General features: G+C 70.5%; 16 protein-coding genes. 5 read left to right on the top strand and 11 right to left on the bottom strand.

Annotated elements, in window-relative coordinates:
* The first annotated feature begins 160 nt into the window (after window positions 1-160).
* On the top strand, window positions 161-1,306 hold the full coding sequence (locus ACIREO_RS10855; RefSeq protein ID WP_404107340.1) for an NlpC/P60 family protein: 1,146 nt from the start codon (window positions 161-163) through the stop codon (window positions 1,304-1,306).
* A gap of 59 nt (window positions 1,307-1,365) precedes the next feature.
* Here the strand turns inward: ACIREO_RS10855 and ACIREO_RS10850 are convergent, their stop codons facing one another.
* The gene (locus ACIREO_RS10850; protein WP_404107339.1) at window positions 1,366-1,719 is read right to left on the bottom strand and encodes a hypothetical protein; all 354 of its coding nucleotides are present in this window, start codon (window positions 1,717-1,719) and stop codon (window positions 1,366-1,368) included.
* Window positions 1,720-2,074: 355 nt separating this feature from the next.
* Here ACIREO_RS10850 and ACIREO_RS10845 point away from each other — a divergent pair, with 355 nt between their 5' ends.
* Entirely contained in the window at window positions 2,075-3,145 is a 1,071-nt protein-coding gene (locus tag ACIREO_RS10845; RefSeq protein WP_404107338.1) for an NlpC/P60 family protein, read from the top strand.
* A gap of 12 nt (window positions 3,146-3,157) precedes the next feature.
* A complete protein-coding gene (locus ACIREO_RS10840) occupies window positions 3,158-3,919 on the top strand; it encodes a GNAT family N-acetyltransferase (RefSeq protein ID WP_404107336.1) in 762 nt (253 codons plus the stop codon).
* A gap of 12 nt (window positions 3,920-3,931) precedes the next feature.
* On the opposite strand, the gene ACIREO_RS10835 is transcribed toward ACIREO_RS10840, so the two are convergent.
* On the bottom strand, window positions 3,932-4,627 hold the full coding sequence (locus tag ACIREO_RS10835) for a LuxR C-terminal-related transcriptional regulator (RefSeq protein ID WP_404107334.1): 696 nt from the start codon (window positions 4,625-4,627) through the stop codon (window positions 3,932-3,934).
* The gene (locus ACIREO_RS10830) at window positions 4,624-5,922 is read right to left on the bottom strand and encodes a PspC domain-containing protein (RefSeq protein ID WP_404107333.1); all 1,299 of its coding nucleotides are present in this window, start codon (window positions 5,920-5,922) and stop codon (window positions 4,624-4,626) included. The genes ACIREO_RS10835 and ACIREO_RS10830 overlap by 4 nt, the downstream gene beginning before the upstream one ends.
* A 159-nt stretch (window positions 5,923-6,081) precedes the next feature.
* On the opposite strand from ACIREO_RS10830, the gene ACIREO_RS10825 reads away from it, so the two are divergent.
* On the top strand, window positions 6,082-7,416 hold the full coding sequence (locus ACIREO_RS10825; protein ID WP_404107331.1) for a PspC domain-containing protein: 1,335 nt from the start codon (window positions 6,082-6,084) through the stop codon (window positions 7,414-7,416).
* Window positions 7,403-7,651, top strand: coding sequence for a hypothetical protein (locus ACIREO_RS10820; RefSeq protein WP_404107329.1), 249 nt, complete (start codon window positions 7,403-7,405; stop codon window positions 7,649-7,651). The genes ACIREO_RS10825 and ACIREO_RS10820 overlap by 14 nt, the downstream gene beginning before the upstream one ends.
* Window positions 7,652-7,661: 10 nt before the next feature.
* Here the strand turns inward: ACIREO_RS10820 and ACIREO_RS10815 are convergent, their stop codons facing one another.
* The 8 genes from ACIREO_RS10815 to guaA all read right to left on the bottom strand — a co-directional run bounded on the left by ACIREO_RS10815 (window position 7,662) and on the right by guaA (window position 16,223).
* Window positions 7,662-8,303 (bottom strand): hypothetical protein, encoded by a 642-nt coding sequence (locus tag ACIREO_RS10815; protein WP_404107327.1) that lies wholly within the window; start codon window positions 8,301-8,303, stop codon window positions 7,662-7,664.
* Between the two features lie 8 nt (window positions 8,304-8,311).
* Window positions 8,312-10,471: a hypothetical protein gene (locus ACIREO_RS10810; protein WP_404107325.1), complete on the bottom strand. Its 2,160-nt coding sequence runs from the start codon at window positions 10,469-10,471 to the stop codon at window positions 8,312-8,314.
* 60 nt (window positions 10,472-10,531) lie between these two features.
* Entirely contained in the window at window positions 10,532-10,963 is a 432-nt protein-coding gene (locus ACIREO_RS10805) for a hypothetical protein (protein ID WP_404107323.1), read from the bottom strand.
* Window positions 10,964-11,132: 169 nt separating this feature from the next.
* On the bottom strand, window positions 11,133-11,642 hold the full coding sequence (locus tag ACIREO_RS10800; protein ID WP_404107321.1) for a DoxX family protein: 510 nt from the start codon (window positions 11,640-11,642) through the stop codon (window positions 11,133-11,135).
* A gap of 75 nt (window positions 11,643-11,717) precedes the next feature.
* Window positions 11,718-12,986: a hypothetical protein gene (locus tag ACIREO_RS10795; protein WP_404107319.1), complete on the bottom strand. Its 1,269-nt coding sequence runs from the start codon at window positions 12,984-12,986 to the stop codon at window positions 11,718-11,720.
* A gap of 129 nt (window positions 12,987-13,115) precedes the next feature.
* The gene (locus tag ACIREO_RS10790; RefSeq protein ID WP_404107317.1) at window positions 13,116-13,871 is read right to left on the bottom strand and encodes an SAM-dependent methyltransferase; all 756 of its coding nucleotides are present in this window, start codon (window positions 13,869-13,871) and stop codon (window positions 13,116-13,118) included.
* A gap of 42 nt (window positions 13,872-13,913) precedes the next feature.
* Entirely contained in the window at window positions 13,914-14,522 is a 609-nt protein-coding gene (locus ACIREO_RS10785) for a Uma2 family endonuclease (RefSeq protein ID WP_404107315.1), read from the bottom strand.
* A gap of 114 nt (window positions 14,523-14,636) precedes the next feature.
* Window positions 14,637-16,223: a glutamine-hydrolyzing GMP synthase gene (guaA, locus tag ACIREO_RS10780; RefSeq protein ID WP_404107313.1), complete on the bottom strand. Its 1,587-nt coding sequence runs from the start codon at window positions 16,221-16,223 to the stop codon at window positions 14,637-14,639.
* Window positions 16,224-16,322 lie beyond the last annotated feature (99 nt).

Genomic DNA, 16,322 nt, shown 5'->3' with positions numbered 1-16,322 from the left:
GGGAGCGCGGAACCGGGGACCCACACGCAGCACCGGGGTGAATCGGTCCCTCTCCACAGGACCGTAGGGCAGCCTTCCGTTCCGCCCGAACCCTCCCCCAGTGCCTGAACGGCCTGGGGGGACCCCCATCGCTAACCCAGTAGGCGGTCCACGGAAGGAGATGCCGGCCTTGGCGTCGCATCGCAAGCCGCGCACCCGGGTGCGCACCACCACCCCCGCCGTCGGTCTCACGACGGCGGCGCTCGCCTCCGTCACCCTGCTCTCCACGCAGAGCGCGACGGCCGCCCCCTCCGAGCCCAAGCCCGGTATCGAGGAAGTGCAGAAGAAGGTCGACGCCCTCTACCGGCAGGCCGGTACCGCGACGCAGGAGTACAACAAGGCGAAGGGCGCGTCCGCCGATCAGCGCTCCAAGGTCGACGCGCTGCTGGAAGCCGCGGCGAAGCGGGCCGACAAGCTGAACGAGACGCGCCGGGAGCTGGGCAACTACGCCGCCGCGCAGTACCGCAGCGGCTCGATCGCCCCGACGGCGACGTTCTTCCTCGCGGACGACCCCCAGTCGTACTTCGACCAGGACCAGCTGATGGCGCGGATGACGAGCCAGCAGCAGAAGACGGTCGCCGACTTCCGCACGCAGCAGAAGGAGGCGGCGGCGAAGCGCGTCGAGGCGACGAAGAGCCTGGAGACGCTCACCGAGTCGCAGGAGACGCTGCGCACCAGCAAGCAGCAGGTGCAGACGAAGCTCACCGAGGCCCGCTCACTGCTGTCGAAGCTGACCGCCGAGGAGAAGGCGCGGCTCGCGGAGCTGGAGCGCAAGAAGGAGGCCGAGGCCGAGCGCAAGGCCGAGGAGCTGGCCCGGCAGCAGGCCGCCGCGGAGGAGAAGGCCAAGGAGGAGGCCGCGAAGGGGGAGGCCGGCACCGGCACGGAGACCGGCGGCACGGGCTCCGGCAGCGGCTACGCCACGAAGGCGGAGAAGGTCCTGGCCTTCGCGCGCGCCCAGATCGGCAAGCCGTACGTCTGGGGGGCGACGGGCCCGTCGTCGTACGACTGCTCCGGGCTCACCCAGGCCGCCTGGAAGGAGGCGGGCGTCGATCTGCCGCGTACCACCTGGGACCAGGTCGAGGTCGGCACCCGGGTGGCCACGGCGGACCTACAGCCGGGAGATCTGGTCTTCTTCTACGACGACATCAGCCACGTCGGCATCTACAAGGGCGACGGCATGATGATCCACGCACCGAAGCCGGGCGCGAACGTCCGCGAGGAGTCGATCTACTACATGCCGATCTACGGCAGCGTGCGCCCCGCCTGACGCGCGGGCGAGGACATCGGCGGGCGGGCACGGGGCGGGCCCGGGCCCGCCCGTCCGGCTCAGGTCCAGAGCGTGGCGATGAAGATGTTGGCGACCGTCAGCCCGCCGACGGCGGCGAACGCGCCCTTGTCCACCTTCTCCTCGTCCCGCTTCACATAGACGAGCGCCAGGACCACGATCAGGACCAGCAGCTTGATCCCGATCTTGATGTTGTTCACGCTCTGGTCGTCGGCCTGGTTGAGCCCGACCAGCGCGACACCCGTGACGAGCATCGTGAGCGCACCGTGCAGCATGGCCGGGACGAAGCGCGCCGTGCCTGCCCCCATGGCCTTCATCTGGGTCAGGAAGCCGCCCAGCAGGGAGGCGATACCGATGATGTGCAGGGCCACGAAGACATTGATGAGTGCGTCCATGGCCGCAGCCTAGCCACGGCCATATCACCACTCTTCGGCCAGGTACGACTTACTGATGAGTCCTTCTGAGCTCTGCGCGAATTGCCGGACTCCTGTTGATTTTTCCGGTCACCCGACGGAAACGAAACAGCATATGAGGGCAATAGCTGTCATTACACCTCTTCGCTGTGCGCCGGGCTTAGCGTCCCTCCCAGGTGACCGGTTCTGCACCACCGCCCCCGTACCGGGCGGTTCCCCGGTCGCCCCGCCAGGAATCCGGCGGCGGGCCACATCCCCCTGTGGTGGCCCGCCGCCGGACCCGGCGGGCCCGCGGCACCCACCGCCGGGCAGTCGAACGGAAGGACGCACCACCCCCGTGGCCGCCGATCGCAAAGCCGCTCACCGCAAGCCCAAGCAGCGTCTGCTCACCGGACCTGCTGCCCGCACCGCAGCGACCCTCGCCCTCGCCGGCGCGGCGACCGCGACCGCCCTCGACGGCGCTGCCCAGGCCGACCCGCAGCTCACCCCGGCACAGGTCGAGGCCAAGGTCGACCGGCTCTACCACGACGCCGAGGTGGCCACCGAGAAGTACAACGGCGCGAAGGAGGAGGCAGCGGCCTCCGAGAAGTCCGTCGACGCCCTGCGCGACGAGGCCGCCCGCAGGACCGAGCGCCTCAACACCGCACGCGACGCCCTCGGCTCGTTCGCCACCGCCCAGTACCGCAGCGCCGGCATCGACCCCGCCGTCCGGCTGGCCCTCTCCTCCGACCCCGACCAGTATCTGGAGCGCGCCTCCTTCGAGGACCGGGCGGGCGACCGCCAGGCAGGTGCGATCGACGGCGTACGCCGGCAGATCAGCGACATCGCCCAGCTGCGCGCCCGCGCCCAGGACGAGCTCGATGTCCTCGCCTCGCGCCGGGCCGAGCTCAAGAAGCACAAGGACGCGGTACGCACCAAGCTCGCCGACGCCCGCGAACTCCTGGCCACCCTCACCGCCGGACAGCGCGCCCGCTACGAGAGCTCGGCCGACGCCGCGCACGGCGGCAGCGCAGCCCGCGCCGACCGGGGCGTCCCGCGCGGTTCGGTCGCCGCCCCCAACGCCCGTGCGGCGCAGGCCGTCGACTTCGCGTACGGGGCTCTCGGCAAGCCGTACGTCTGGGGAGCCACCGGGCCCGCCTCCTTCGACTGCTCCGGCCTCACCCAGGCCGCCTGGCGCGCGGCAGGAGTCTCCCTGCCGCGTACGACCTACACCCAGATCGAGGCGGGCCAACGTGTCTCACCCTCCGAACTCGCACCGGGAGACCTGGTGTTCTTCTACTCCGGGGTCACCCACGTCGGCCTCTACATCGGCGGCGGCCAGATGATCCACGCTCCGCGCCCCGGCGCCCCGGTCCGCATCGCGCCCATCAGCGAAATGCCCTTCGCGGGAGCGACCCGGGTCGCATAGGCTCCGGGCCTCATGGACACTGCCATTCAGCATTACGCCCGCTCCCTCGCCCTCCGGTCCCCGGACCACTACCGGGTAGGCCCGTTCACGGTGCGCCACAATCCGGGCTGGGAGCTGAAGTTCGCCAACTACGCCATTCCCGACCAGGGCGCCGAACCCACCGCACAGGACATCGCCGACCTGGTCACGGCGTTCCGTGAGCACGACCGGCTGCCCCGGCTGGAGTTCCTGCCCGCCTGGGCGCCCGCCGTCGAACCAGCCCTGCTGGCCGCCGGTTTCACGGTGGAGGGCCGTGCGCCCGTCATGGCCTGCACGGCCGACGACCTCCTGGCGCCCAAGCCGGTGGAGGGCCTCCGTGTCGCCGAGCCCGTCACCGACACGGAGTTCACCTCCGCCGCCGCCGTCCAGCACACCGGATTCGGCGGGGAGGGCGGCCCCGACGACGGCGAGATCGCCTGGCTGCGCGCGGCGACGGCGGGCGGCGGCGTCTCGGCCCTGGCCACCCTGGACGGCCGGCCCGCCGGCGCGGGCGGCTGCTCGGCCCCGCTCGACGGGATCGGCGAACTGGCCGGCCTGGCAGTCGCCGACACCTTCCGCCGCAGGGGCGTGGGCGCGGCGCTCTCCGCCTGGGTGACCCGCACCGCCTTCGAGCGCGGCTTCCACACCGTGTGGCTGGAGCCGGGCGGCCCCGACGTCGAGCGGATCTACGCGGCCATCGGCTACCGCAGGACCGGCGAGAAGCTCAACATCTCGCTGAGCGCCGCCCCCGCCTGAACACGGGCCGGCTCAGACCAGCCGCCGCGCCGTGGCCCACCGGGTCAGCTCGTGCCGGTTGGAGAGCTGGAGCTTGCGCAGCACCGCCGAGACATGGGACTCGACCGTCTTCACCGAGATGAACAGCTGCTTGGCGATCTCCTTGTACGCGTACCCCCGGGCGATCAGCCGCAGCACCTCGCGCTCGCGCTGCGTCAGCCGGTCCAGGTCCTCGTCGACCGGCGGGGCGTCCGTCGAGGCGAAGGCGTCCAGGACGAACCCTGCAAGCCTCGGTGAGAACACCGCGTCGCCTTCCTGGACCCGGAAGACGGAGCCGACGAGGTCGGTGCCGGTGATGGTCTTGGTGACGTAGCCACGGGCGCCGCCGCGGATGACACCGATGACGTCCTCGGCGGCGTCCGAGACGGACAGCGCCAGGAAGCGCACCGGGTTCTCGACAGCGCCCATCATCGGGGCGCAGCGCCGCAGCACCTCCACGCCGCCGCCTCCCGGGAGGTGGACGTCGAGGAGCACGACCTCCGGCCTGGTCGCGGTGATCACGGTGACCGCCTGGTCGACGTCGGCGGCCTCGCCGACGACCTCGACCCCGGTCTCCTCGGTACGGCCGATCTCGGCCTGGACCCCGGTGCGGAACATCCGGTGGTCGTCGACGAGCACGACCCGTACCCGGCGCTCCGGGCCCCCGGTCGCTTCGGTGTTCTCGGTCATTGGCTCGCCCTCTCCATCTCCAGCTCGACTTCCGTGCCGCCACCGGGCACCGAACGCAGCCGCGCGGTGCCGCCGTTGCGCTGCATCCGGCCGATGATTGATTCTCGTACGCCCATCCTGTCGCCCGGAACGGCGTCCAGGTCGAATCCCGGCCCCCGGTCCCGTACGGAGACGAAGACCGTGGTGCCCTCGACCTCCGCGAAGACCTGGACGGCACCGCCCTCGCCACCGTACTTGGCGGCGTTGACCATCGCCTCGCGTGCGGCCTGCATCTGTGCCGTCAGCTTCTCGTCGAGCGGGCAGTCACCGACGACGACGACCTCCAGCGGGACTCCGTGCTTGTCCTCGACCTCGGCGGCGGCCCGCTTGACCGCTTCGGCGAGGCTCGTCGGTTCCTCGGCCTCCTCCTTGCCGGTGCCCTCCGGGTTGTACAGCCAGTTGCGCAGCTCGCGCTCCTGGGCGCGGGCGAGCCTTCGGACCTCGCCGCCGTCGTCCGCGTTTCGCTGGATCAGTGTCAGCGTGTGCAGGACGGAGTCGTGGACATGGGCGGCGACCTCGGCACGCTCCTGGGCCCTGATACGCATCAGGCGTTCCTCGGAGAGGTCCTGTGTCATCCGTACGAGATAGGGGCCCGCGAGCAGCGCGATGCCGGTGAGTACGGCGATGGCGGCGGTCAGCGCGGTGCCGAGCTGGGCGGCCGAACCCCGCACCACCATGAAGGCGGCGAGACCGAGGCCGACGAGCGCGACGCCGGCCAGTCCTCGGGCCAGGTGCAGCACACGGCGGCGGCGGCCGACCTCCATCCACCGGGCCCTGCGCGCGTTGTCGGCCTGGCGCCAGACCAGGACCGAGCCCGCGCCTATCAGCAGCGCGGGCCAGATGTAACGGTCCGCCTTGCTGCCCATGTCGACGTTGCCGACGAAGGTCACGGCGCCGACGAGCAACGCGACCAGGGCGAAGACCTGGCCCCGGTCGGGCTTGCGGAGTCTGCGCCGGCCGTCGGGGGCGGTCTCGAAGAGGGACCTCTCCACCCCGCCGGCCCCGGCGACACCACCCACCCCGAGAGGCACGACGATCCAGAACACCGCGTAGAGCAGCGAGCCCAGGCCGTCCGCGAAGAACAGCCCGAGGAAGACGAACCGGACCCAGGCGACGGGCAGCCCGAGATGCCCGGCGAGCCCGCGCGCGACGCCGCCGAGCATCCGCCCGTCGGCGCTGCGGTACAGCTTGCGGGGCGCCGGCTCCTCCGGGTCCTGGGCATGGGAGCTCGGAGCTCGGGTCGTGGCTGCTGGCATGCACCGATCGTCACACGTTCCGGGGGCCCGTGGCATCAGGGTCTGCCCGGACTCGACCCTGAGGACGCGGCCCCCCAGTGGTCTCCGGGACGCAATATCAGGGATCGGCCAGGGTCGTCGCGGGCCCCACGAAGGCGTACGGGCCGTCACCATGGAGTCATGACCGTTCCCCAGGACACCTCCCCCGGTGTCACTCCGCCCCCCGAGCCGGCACCGCGGCTGCACCGCAGCCCACGGCAGAAAGTGGTGGCCGGGGTGTGCGGCGGGCTCGGCCGGTACTGCGACGTGGACCCGGTGATCTTCCGCATCGTGCTCGGCGTACTCGCGGCGACGGGCGGCATCGGCCTGATCTTCTACGGCTTCGCGTGGCTGCTGCTCCCGGTGGAGGGCGAGGAACAGAACGAGGCGCGCCGGCTGCTGTCGGGCCGGGTCGAGGGCGCCTCGCTGATCGCACTGCTGCTGGCGCTGGTGGGGTGCGGGCTGCTGCTGACGATGCTGCACAACGGCGGGATGCTCGCCTTCGCCGCGATGCTGTCGCTGACCGTGATCGGCTTCTCGGTCTGGACCCAGCACCGCCGGACGGCCCCGCCGGAGGACGTGCCGGGCTCGCCGCCGCACCCCCCGAAAAGCGCGGCGCACACCTCGGGCCACGGAGCGCCGCCCGAGGTGAAGGCACCGCCCACCCGGGGCAGCCCGTCCTGGTGGCGCGACCCGATCGTCAAGGACGGCACGACCGGCCCGGCGGGGACCGGCTATCTGTGGGGCCCCGCGGACGCGGTGTCCGAGGCGGCGGAGGCCGGCAGGAGCATGCCGACCCCGGCCGACCCGTACCGCGCGCCCCACCGCCCGCAGGGCACCCGGGGCCCGCGGTCGATCGGCGGCCTCGTCTTCCTGCTCGCCCTGGTCGCGGGCGGCCTCGGCACTGGCCTGAGCTGGGAGACCCATCCGCTGGGGCCCAGCCTGCAGATCGGGCTCGCCGCCGCACTCGGGGTCTTCGGCCTCGGCCTGCTCGTCGCCTCCGTCCTCGGCAGAACCGGCTTCGGCACGATCGTGCTGGCGGTGATCACCGCGGGACTGCTGGCGGGAGCCTCAGGCGTCCCGGACGACATCGGCACCGACTGGGTCCGCAAGGAGTGGCATCCCGCCACGGTGGCCACGGTCCAGCCGCAGTACAAGCTGGGCACCGGTGTCGCCGAGCTCGACCTCTCCGGGATCACCGTCCCGGAGGGCGGGACCCTGCGCACCCGTATCGAGGTCGGAGCGGGCCGCGCACTCGTCGTCGTACCGGCCGGGGTGACGGTGAAGGTGGACGCCGAAGCGGGTCTCGGAGACATCCAGTTCCCGTCCAGCCGACGCAAGGACATCGACATCGCCCCCGACCGGCGGGCCCGCCAGACCATCGGGCCCGCCGAGAACAGCAAGCCCGCCGGCACCGTCGAACTGGGCATGGAAATCGGCATCGGACAGCTGGAGGTCACCCGTGCTGCGTCATGAGATCCGGCCGGGCCGCGCGGTGGCAGGCCTCGTCATGCTGACCCTGGCGGCCGGTTACGCGGCGGACGCGGCGGGGGCGTGGAACGCCCCGTGGACGTTCTTCGCCCCCGTGTTCCTCGGCGGACTCTGGCTGGCGGCCACGGTGACGTGGATCAGCTACCGGCTGCGGCGACGGCGCGGGGCGCGGAAGGCATCGGCGGAGGCGTCAGCGCGTGGTTCCACCGGAGTGCGCTGACCACCCCGGATCAGCCGATCTTCGGGGCGCTGTCGGGGAGGTCTGCGGCGCCCTCGCAGCGTTCTACGTCGCGCGCGACCGCACGGGCGACGTCGGCCGTCAGCGCGGAGAGCTCCGCCGCCCTGGTGCTGTCCTCGGCATCGGCCTCGGGCAGGCCCCCGACACCGACCGAGACCTCCAGAAGGTCCTTACGCCCCTTGGAGTACGGGCAGTCGACGAACAGCGCGGCCCTGTCGTTGCTACCGACGTACCCTTCAGCGGTCCCGAGCGAGATCGGGGTGTAGCCGGGCCTCGCGGCCTTGCCCTCCACCGTCTCCCTTGTGAATTCGGGGTCCTGGATCCTGCTGTACCTGATCTCGAAATCCCTGCCCCCGCCGGACAGGTCGCACTTCCCCGACCCCTTCGGCGCATCGGCCATGAAGTTCGTGGAACCCTCCTCGAAGGCCTCGCCCTTCTCCGGCAGCAGAGACTTCACGTGGGTACCGGGCACCGCTTCCTGGCACACCCGGCCGGGCACGGAGAGGGCCGGCTCCTGATCCGGCAGGAACAGAGCGACGCCCACTCCGGCAACCACGAGAACGCCCAGCGCGCCGAACGCGGTCTTCTTCCGCCTGTTGCCGCTCGACGGCGTCGCCGTCCCATCGTTCTGCACGGTCCTTCTCAGCTCCCTGCCCGTTGGCGGCCCATGCCGTAGCCCTGCTTGACCTCGCGGGCGGCGGCGTCGGCCTGGCTTGCGGCGTTCTCCGGGTCGGTCCCGGCTTCTCGTGCCGCCTGGTAAGTGGCGTCGTAAACGGCATCCGCGGACTTGACCCGCTGGCTCTCCAGGAAATCGCTGCGGTCCTGCCCCGCCTCGTCGCTGGAGTCGCGGGTGTAGTGGTCCACGACTGCTTCCTTGATGTCCCCGATGATCATTCCGGCGGCATCTCCTGCGACGGGGAACCTGGACAGCCCCATGTCGATGGCGCGGTCCGCCCACTTGTCCGTGGTGGCCAGACTCTCGTTGAACTCGGCGTCAGCGGCGATCTTGTCGTCGTAGACGGCCTGGGTACGGGACTCCGCCATGATCCCCGCGATCTCGGCGCCGGGGTTGATGCGGTTTCCGATCTCCTCCGAGAACTCCTCGTACTTCGCCTTGTCGTGGTAGCCCTCGTTGATGAGCTCGGTGGTGACCGCCTGCTGGGAGTTGATGATGGCCCCGTAGGCATCGGGGTCCTTGCCCACCCCGCCGAGGAAGTCCTTCAGCAGCCCCGGCGACAGGTCGCCCAGGTTGGCGTTGCTGCCGTAGGTCTTGATATCGCGGTCGCCGTTCATCCCGTCCTGGACGTCACGCATGTACTCGGCCGTGATGTTGCCGAGGCTGTCGCTCAGCGGGGAGTCCTTGAGCACGTCGTGGTTCTTGCCGTACTCCGCGACGATCCTGTTGACCAGGTCCGAGCTGCCGGCCGAGTGCTTCGGCGGTGTCGCGTCAGAGTCGTGCGGGACGCCGATGGTGGCCGACTCGAGGGCGTGCCCCATGGCGTCGTGACCCAGTGGCTTGCCGTCCTCGCCCGGCGGCCATTCGCGGGCGTCGTCGCCCTTGGCCACCAGGTAGTCCCAGTTGTCCATCTCCTTGCCGTCCGCGGTCGTCGAGTCGTTGAAGAAGTCCAGCGACGCCTCGGGGTTGTGGCCGAGGCCTTCCATGAAGCCGACGAACGGGTCGTTGGGCTCGTCCGTGGGCGGGTAGTTGAGGTTGGCCGTGTCGCGCCAGGCGACTTCCGGGTCTCCGGGGTACTCGCGCTCGTACTTCAGCAGGCTGTCGCCGTAGTCGTTCAGGAACTCGTCGTCGAACTTGCCCTTGTCCATCAGGCTGCTCATGACCTGGTAGCCGTTGGGTCCCATCGGCAGGCCCTGGATCGGGAACGGCTTGTCGCCGGCCGCGATCACCTCGCGCTTCCAGGTGTCCATGGCGGGGCTGTCGCTCTGGGTCGCCGTGGCCAGCGTCATGCTCAGGTTGTCCTGGACCTCTGCGAGGGTCTTGGCCCGGTCGCCCTCGACCGCGCCGCCGGGCGGGGCCGCCATGTCCCGCCAGAACTGGAGTGTTCCCTCGCCGCCGAGGGTCGTCGCGAAGCGCTCGCTGAAGCCCGGGTTGTCCCGCTGGTCCTTGAGCGTCTCGTTGAAGCGCGCGACGTCCTCGTCGCTCCACTCCCCGGGGTTGGATTCCTGGGCCTTCTTCGCCCAGTAGTCGGCGTCCGCCTTGCCCTGACGGTCGTCGGCCTCCTTGAGCCCGCCGGGGCCGTCACCGGTGAAGTCGTGCTTGTTCTTCGCGAGTGCGCGCAGGGCCCGTGCGGCGATGCGGTCGGTCTCGCTCGCCTCCCAGAGCACCCGCTTCACCCGGCGTTCCGCCACGGCGAGTTCCTCGTCGGTCGGCGGCGGGATGTCACCCTTGCCTGCTGCCGCACCCGAGGGGACGGAGGCGATCGCCCCGCCCTTGTCGTTGATGTAGATGTTGTGCTTGGCGACGTCGTCGATGATCGTCTCCAGGGCCGTCTTGTGCTTCTTGAAGGCGGCACTGGCGTCACGCAGGATTCCGAGCACGCTCTTGGCCTGGCCGGCCACGTCCTGGAACTCGACGGCGATCTTGGTGACGAACTCCTTGGAGATGGTGGCGTTGGCGCCCGACCAGTCGGCCGCCTTCGCCTGCGTCTCCAGCGCCTTGCCGCTCACACCGCCGCCGCCCCCGGTTGCCAGGGTGTCCAGCTTGCCGTGCATCTTCTCCCAGTCGGACACCGCGGTGTCCAGCGTGCCCAGACGCAGGTTGGTGAGTTCCTGCGCCGTCATCATCTCTGCCGCCATAACGCTGCCCAGCCCCGTGGTTGTCGGTCGACGATCGGTGCCGATGAGTTACTTGATGTAATCGTCGATCTTCGACACCGAAATATCCGTCTGAATGTGGACCTCGTCCTTGGAGTGCTGTGCGCGCGTGAAGTCGAAGTGGTTCGAGATGTGCGCGCACGCCTCCTTCAAGGTGCCGGTCTGGCTGTTCCACGCGTCGTGCAGCTCGGTCAGCGCGGACCCCATGTCGAGACCGTCGTTGAAGAGGTCGATCGACGCGGTGAACGTACTGGGGCGGGCGAAGTCACTGGCCGTGCCGAACTGCTGGCGCAGCTCGTACGCCGTGTTGCCCAGCTTCCCCAGCTGGTCGTCGTGCACGACCAGGTCACCGCTGGACGCGCTGCCGCCGCCCCCGGCCGCGGGAGCCTCGTTGAGCTGCATGCGCGCGGAGCTCCTCTCCGCGGCGTCGCTCTTGAGCTGTTCCCATTCGTCCCATGCCATGGCGCTTGCCCCTTCCCCGTACGTCGGCAGACCTGTGTGGACGCCGCCGCTGCGCTCACGCTAACAACTTGCGTGCGGGGTGAACGCACTGGAGGGACAAGGGTTCAGAACGCTCACATCGAAGTGCCCGCCCATATGCGATATGCCCGACCCGGCCCGCCGACCGGTCTCAGAGTCCCCTGCGGCGCCGGTGCCCCCTCAGGGCGTCCAGTGACCAGTAGGACGCGCCGGCCAGCAGCAGCGGCAGCCAGGCCATGAGGTAGACCAGATCGTTGCCGTAGTAGTACGGCGTGCTCTGCCAGCTCACCGTCAGCCACAGGCTCAGCGAGATCAGCGCCCCGCCGAACGCCGCGAGCCGGGCCCACAGGCCGGCCAGGGTGCCGAGGCCGACGAGGAGCTCACCGATCGCGATGGCGTAGCCGAAGCCCTCGGGGCTCTTCAGGGCCAGGTCGACGAGGCCCGGGATCGCCGCGCCGTCGCGTACGGCGTTCATCATCTCGCCGATGGAGCCGGTCCCGCTCGCGGACAGGAAGGCGCTGTCGGTCAGCTTGTCGAGCCCCGCGTAGACGAACGTGACGCCGAGAAAGATCCTCGGAGGAAGGAGCGCGTACTTCCCCGCCCGGTCGCGGAGACTTCGCGGCTCGTCCAGCCCGTAGGAACCGCCCCTGTACCCATGCATCACTGTCCCGCTTTCCGTTGGCCTTCCGACAGACCATACGTACGCCGGTTCGGTGCGGCTCACCAGGTGTGCGGATCAGTCCGTGACATCGATGAGACAGGAGTTGGTCTCCACCCCCGCAGCCGTGACGACCTGCACCTCCACGGCCCCGGGTTCGACCTCGACGGGCACGGGCACGGTGAGCACGGTGTCCGCCGGGTTGGCGAAGCCTCCGGCGACCGGGATCAGGGGTACGTGCACATGGACGCGCCCGATCCTGACGACCACCCGCGCCAGCCGGTCAGGGCTTCCGGCGCCCGGCGGCACGAATCCGGCGCCCCGGATCTCGATGTCGTCGCCGGTACGGATCGGAGCGTCCAGGTCCCCGGCCTCCCTGGCCCGGACGACCGACAGGATGACCGGCCGGCCGCCCTCCACGTACTTCCCCGCGAAATATGTCGCCGCCGAGACGGCCACCAGGACCGCCAGGCCCCACGGCAGGTCCGGCAACTGCTCGGGGCGGCGGGCCAGACGGACCGCCGCGAACAGCACGGCGACGGTACTGACCAGCACGTACTGCACATCGGTGAAGCTTCCGCGTCCGGAGTCGTCCGTCAGCAGATCGGCTGCCCGGGGCCGGTCGGCCCGCAGCTTCTGCAGTCGCTGCCCCAGGATGCGTACGGTCACCACCCGGCGTACGAGGACCGTGACGGCGCACACCAGCGCGAGCACGGACAGCACCCCGGCCGAGCGGACCAGGTCCAGGCCCTCGATCAGGGCGTCGCGGTCATCGTGGTCGGACGCGCCGGCCAGTTGCAGTGCGAGGACGAGCACGGCGAAGACGGCGAGCAGCACCCAGCCGGCCGCGACCGTACGCGAGGTGGAGAGCCGGTTGTCCTCGCCGATCATCGGGGCGAGAAGGCCGCCGCGGGCCCGGTGGACGCGGGCGGCGCCTGTCAGCAGGCCCGCGGTGACGAGGGCTCCGAGCAGGCCCGCTGTGCGGGCGGTGGACCAGCCGGCCCCGATGGCGGTGACCGCCTCGCCGATGACCAGGAGGACCACGCCGCCCCAGACCACGGCCAGGGTGCGCCGCCAGAGGGCGTGGAGCCAGGCGTCACCGGCCTCGCGGCTGCGGTCGGCGACGGTGCGGGCCGACTCGGTGAGCTCGTCCGACACCCACTGCCGGGACGCGGACACCGACTGGGCGACACCGCCGGGCAGCCCCTGCCCGGCGGCGAGTTCGTCCCGCTTCGTGAGGAAGGCCGCCACGGCCCGCCGGTGCCCTTCGCGTGCTCCGTGCGGGCAGTCGCCGCACGTACAGCCACCGCCGTGCGTGCTTTTCGCCCTCGCCTCGTCCAACGCCACGGAGAACGCCGCCCTTTCCTGCTCTGGTACAACCAACTCGCCTCTGATTTCTGCGAATTGTGCCGTACGGAGCGGGCTCGTCCCGCATCGGGGCGGGCCGGGGGCGCGTGTCGTGGAAATGTGCGATTTTCAGGCGCTGAGTACGAGGTAGGCGAGGCCCAGTGTGCCGCGGTATCCCCCGTAATACCCGGTGCGGCGGAGGTCCACGGCCTCGGTCACTTCGGCGTGCAGCGGGTGCCCGGGGTTGGCCGGCGCCCAGCGCTCACCCCGGCCGATGTTGGCGGCGGACTCGAAGAGGTCCCACTCGCGCTGGTCGGCGACGGTCACCTGGAGCGGCCTGAGTCCGGCCGCCTCCGCCTGCCGGATCAGCTCCAGGAGCGTGCCGAAGTCGTCCGGTTCGGCGCCGAGACCCTCCAGCGCGGCGGGCGAGGGCTCGCGCTCCCAGAACCCGTCCCCGAACAGCACCCGGCCACCGGGGCGTACGGCGGCCCGGAGCGCCTTCAGCGCCTCCGGGGTGGAGCCCGGCCAGGCGTGCGAGGAACCGATGGAGACGGCGAGGTCGTAGCCGTCCCCCGGGTGTTCGGCGGCCGGGGCCTCGTGGAACCGCACCCGGTCGGTGAGCCCCCGCGCCTCCGCCAGTCGCAGACCTCGCGCGACGGCTTCCGGGTCGGTCTCGATGCCGTCCCCCGTGGAGCCGGGCGCGGCCTCGACCAGGCGCATCAGCAGCTCGCCCCAGCCGCTGCCGAAGTCGGCGATCCGGGCACCGGGAGCGGGGGCGCAGGCCGAGATCAGGTGGGCGGCGTGCTCCTCGGAGAGCGGGGTGTTCCAGGTGAGGCGGTCATTGCCGGGGGCGGACATGAGGGCGCGGACTTCTTCGGCGGACATGGGGGTGCACCATGCCACCGGCGAAGGAACGCTGCCACCGAATTAGCGGGTGTGCCGCCGGTGGATCGCGGTGAGGTCGATGTCGAAGGAAAAGGGCACGTCGAGCTTGAGGGTGTTGTGGTAGATCCCCGTCGCGGTATACGCCCTGAGAGTCGGATCGAGTTCGTAGACGTACACGACGGGCAGACCGTCGGCACCCTGCTCGACCCGCCAGAAGTGCAGGACACCGGCGGCGGCGTACTTCCGGGGTTTGACATCCCTGTCCCTGACCGCGGACTCCTCCGAGACGACCTCCACCGCCAGAAGGACGTCTTCCGGTCGGAGACAAGTCTCCTTGGGGCCTGTATCCGCGTCCAACGAGACCACGAGCACGTCCGGCTCGGGCCGGTTCCGGCTGTCCAGCTTGACGCTGAACTCACGAAATACATCGAGTTCGTCCGGTGCCTGGTCGAGGAGAGAGTTCTCCAGCAGACGCATGGTCCGCATGTGAAACCTGGTCTGCGGACTCATGAAGATGAGACCCCCGTCGATCAGCTCGGTGTGCCGCGGCAGATCCGGAAGCCGATCGAGGTCCTCCGCCACCCAGCCCTGGGGCGGGGGCACGGGGTAGTGGTAGTGCTCGGTCACTTCATCGTCGGGTGCGGCACTCATGATTGCTCCCATGGGGCAGAGTCTCGTCTCCTCGGCCAGCGTACCCATCCGATACGACGATGCCGCCGCCCAAACGAATGAGCGACGGCATCGGCATTGACCCTGCCGGGAGGGCTACTCCCACTCGATCGTCCCCGGCGGCTTGCTCGTCACGTCGAGCACCACGCGGTTGACGTCGGCGACCTCGTTGGTGATGCGGGTGGAGATCTTCGCCAGCGTCTCGTACGGCAGGCGCGACCAGTCGGCCGTCATGGCGTCCTCGGAGGAGACCGGGCGCAGCACGATCGGGTGGCCGTAGGTGCGGCCGTCGCCCTGGACCCCGACGCTGCGGACGTCCGCGAGCAGGACCACGGGGCACTGCCAGATGTCGCGGTCGAGGCCCGCCGCCGTCAGCTCCTCGCGGGCGATGGCATCGGCGTCACGCAGCAGGTCGAGGCGCTCCTTGGTGACGTCGCCGACGATACGGATCCCGAGGCCGGGGCCGGGGAACGGCTGACGCTGGACGATCTCGTCCGGCAGGCCGAGCTCCTGGCCGACCATCCGGACCTCGTCCTTGAACAGCTGGCGCAGCGGCTCGACGAGCTGGAACTCGATGTCGTCGGGAAGACCGCCCACGTTGTGGTGGGACTTGATGTTGGCGGTGCCGGTGCCGCCGCCGGACTCGACGACGTCCGGGTAGAGGGTGCCCTGGACCAGGAAGGCGACCTCGGGGCCGTCCTCCTGGAGGATCTCCAGCTGGGCCTGCTCGAAGACGCGGATGAACTCGCGGCCGATGATCTTCCGCTTCTGCTCCGGGTCGGAGACACCGGCCAGGGCGTCGAGGAAGCGCTTCTCCGCGTCGACAACCTTCAGCTTCGCGCCGGTCGCGGCCACGAAGTCCTTCTCGACCTGCTCCGTCTCGCCCTTGCGCATCAGACCGTGGTCGACGTACACGCAGGTGAGCTGGGAGCCGATGGCCTTCTGCACGAGGGCCGCGGCGACCGCGGAGTCCACACCGCCGGAGAGGCCGCAGATGGCGCGCTTGTCGCCGACCTGCTCGCGGATCAGGGCGACCTGCTCCTCGACGACGTTGGTCATCGTCCAGTTCGGCTCGATGCCCGCGCCCCGGTAGAGGAAGTGCTCCAGGACCTGCTGGCCGTGGGTCGAGTGCATGACCTCGGGGTGGTACTGGACGCCGTAGAGCTTCTTCTCGTCGTTCTCGAAGGCGGCGACCGGCACGACGTCCGTGGACGCGGTCACGGTGAAGCCCTCGGGGGCCGCGGAGCAGGCGTCGCCGTGCGACATCCACACCGGCTGCTCGGTGGGCGTGCCCTCGAAGAGGGTGGAGCCGGCCTTGGAGACGGTGAGCGGGGTGCGGCCGTACTCGCGGGCACCGTTGTCGTCGACCGTGCCGCCGAGGGTGGTGGCCATGATCTGGAAGCCGTAGCACATACCGAAGACCGGGACCCCGGCCTCGAACAGCGAACGGTCGATGCTGGGCGCGCCCTCCGCGTACACCGAGGACGGTCCGCCGGACAGGATGATCGCCCGGGGGTTCTTGGCCAGCATCTCGGCCACCGGCATGGTGGACGGGACGATCTCGCTGTAGACCCGGGCCTCACGGACGCGTCGGGCGATGAGCTGGGCGTACTGGGCGCCGAAGTCGACAACCAGGACGACGTCGGTCGTGGTGTCGGGGGCGGCGGGGGGTGCTGCTGGCACGGGGGCGGCCTTCCGGCGGTGGAGAGGGGTCGGTCCTCCCAATTCTACCGGCCGTGGAACACAGCCCGGCCGGGCTCCCGTCTCACCATCCGGGCCCGG

It is taken from the genome of Streptomyces sp. NPDC102441 (genome assembly GCF_044765585.1).
Lineage (GTDB): Bacteria > Actinomycetota > Actinomycetes > Streptomycetales > Streptomycetaceae > Streptomyces.
The sequence above is the reverse complement of the archived record's forward strand: the minus strand, read 5'-3'. Positions and strand labels throughout refer to the sequence as shown.

Coding starts and splice junctions, on each gene's coding strand:
- ACIREO_RS10855 (WP_404107340.1), top strand. CDS start 161: ATGCCGGCCTTGGCGTCGCATCGCAAGCCGCGCACCCGGGTGCGCACC.
- ACIREO_RS10850 (WP_404107339.1), bottom strand. CDS start 1,719: ATGGACGCACTCATCAATGTCTTCGTGGCCCTGCACATCATCGGTATC.
- ACIREO_RS10840 (WP_404107336.1), top strand. CDS start 3,158: ATGGACACTGCCATTCAGCATTACGCCCGCTCCCTCGCCCTCCGGTCC.
- ACIREO_RS10835 (WP_404107334.1), bottom strand. CDS start 4,627: ATGACCGAGAACACCGAAGCGACCGGGGGCCCGGAGCGCCGGGTACGG.
- ACIREO_RS10830 (WP_404107333.1), bottom strand. CDS start 5,922: ATGCCAGCAGCCACGACCCGAGCTCCGAGCTCCCATGCCCAGGACCCG.
- ACIREO_RS10825 (WP_404107331.1), top strand. CDS start 6,082: ATGACCGTTCCCCAGGACACCTCCCCCGGTGTCACTCCGCCCCCCGAG.
- ACIREO_RS10810 (WP_404107325.1), bottom strand. CDS start 10,471: ATGATGACGGCGCAGGAACTCACCAACCTGCGTCTGGGCACGCTGGAC.
- ACIREO_RS10805 (WP_404107323.1), bottom strand. CDS start 10,963: ATGGCATGGGACGAATGGGAACAGCTCAAGAGCGACGCCGCGGAGAGG.
- ACIREO_RS10800 (WP_404107321.1), bottom strand. CDS start 11,642: ATGCATGGGTACAGGGGCGGTTCCTACGGGCTGGACGAGCCGCGAAGT.
- ACIREO_RS10790 (WP_404107317.1), bottom strand. CDS start 13,871: ATGTCCGCCGAAGAAGTCCGCGCCCTCATGTCCGCCCCCGGCAATGAC.
- ACIREO_RS10785 (WP_404107315.1), bottom strand. CDS start 14,522: ATGAGTGCCGCACCCGACGATGAAGTGACCGAGCACTACCACTACCCC.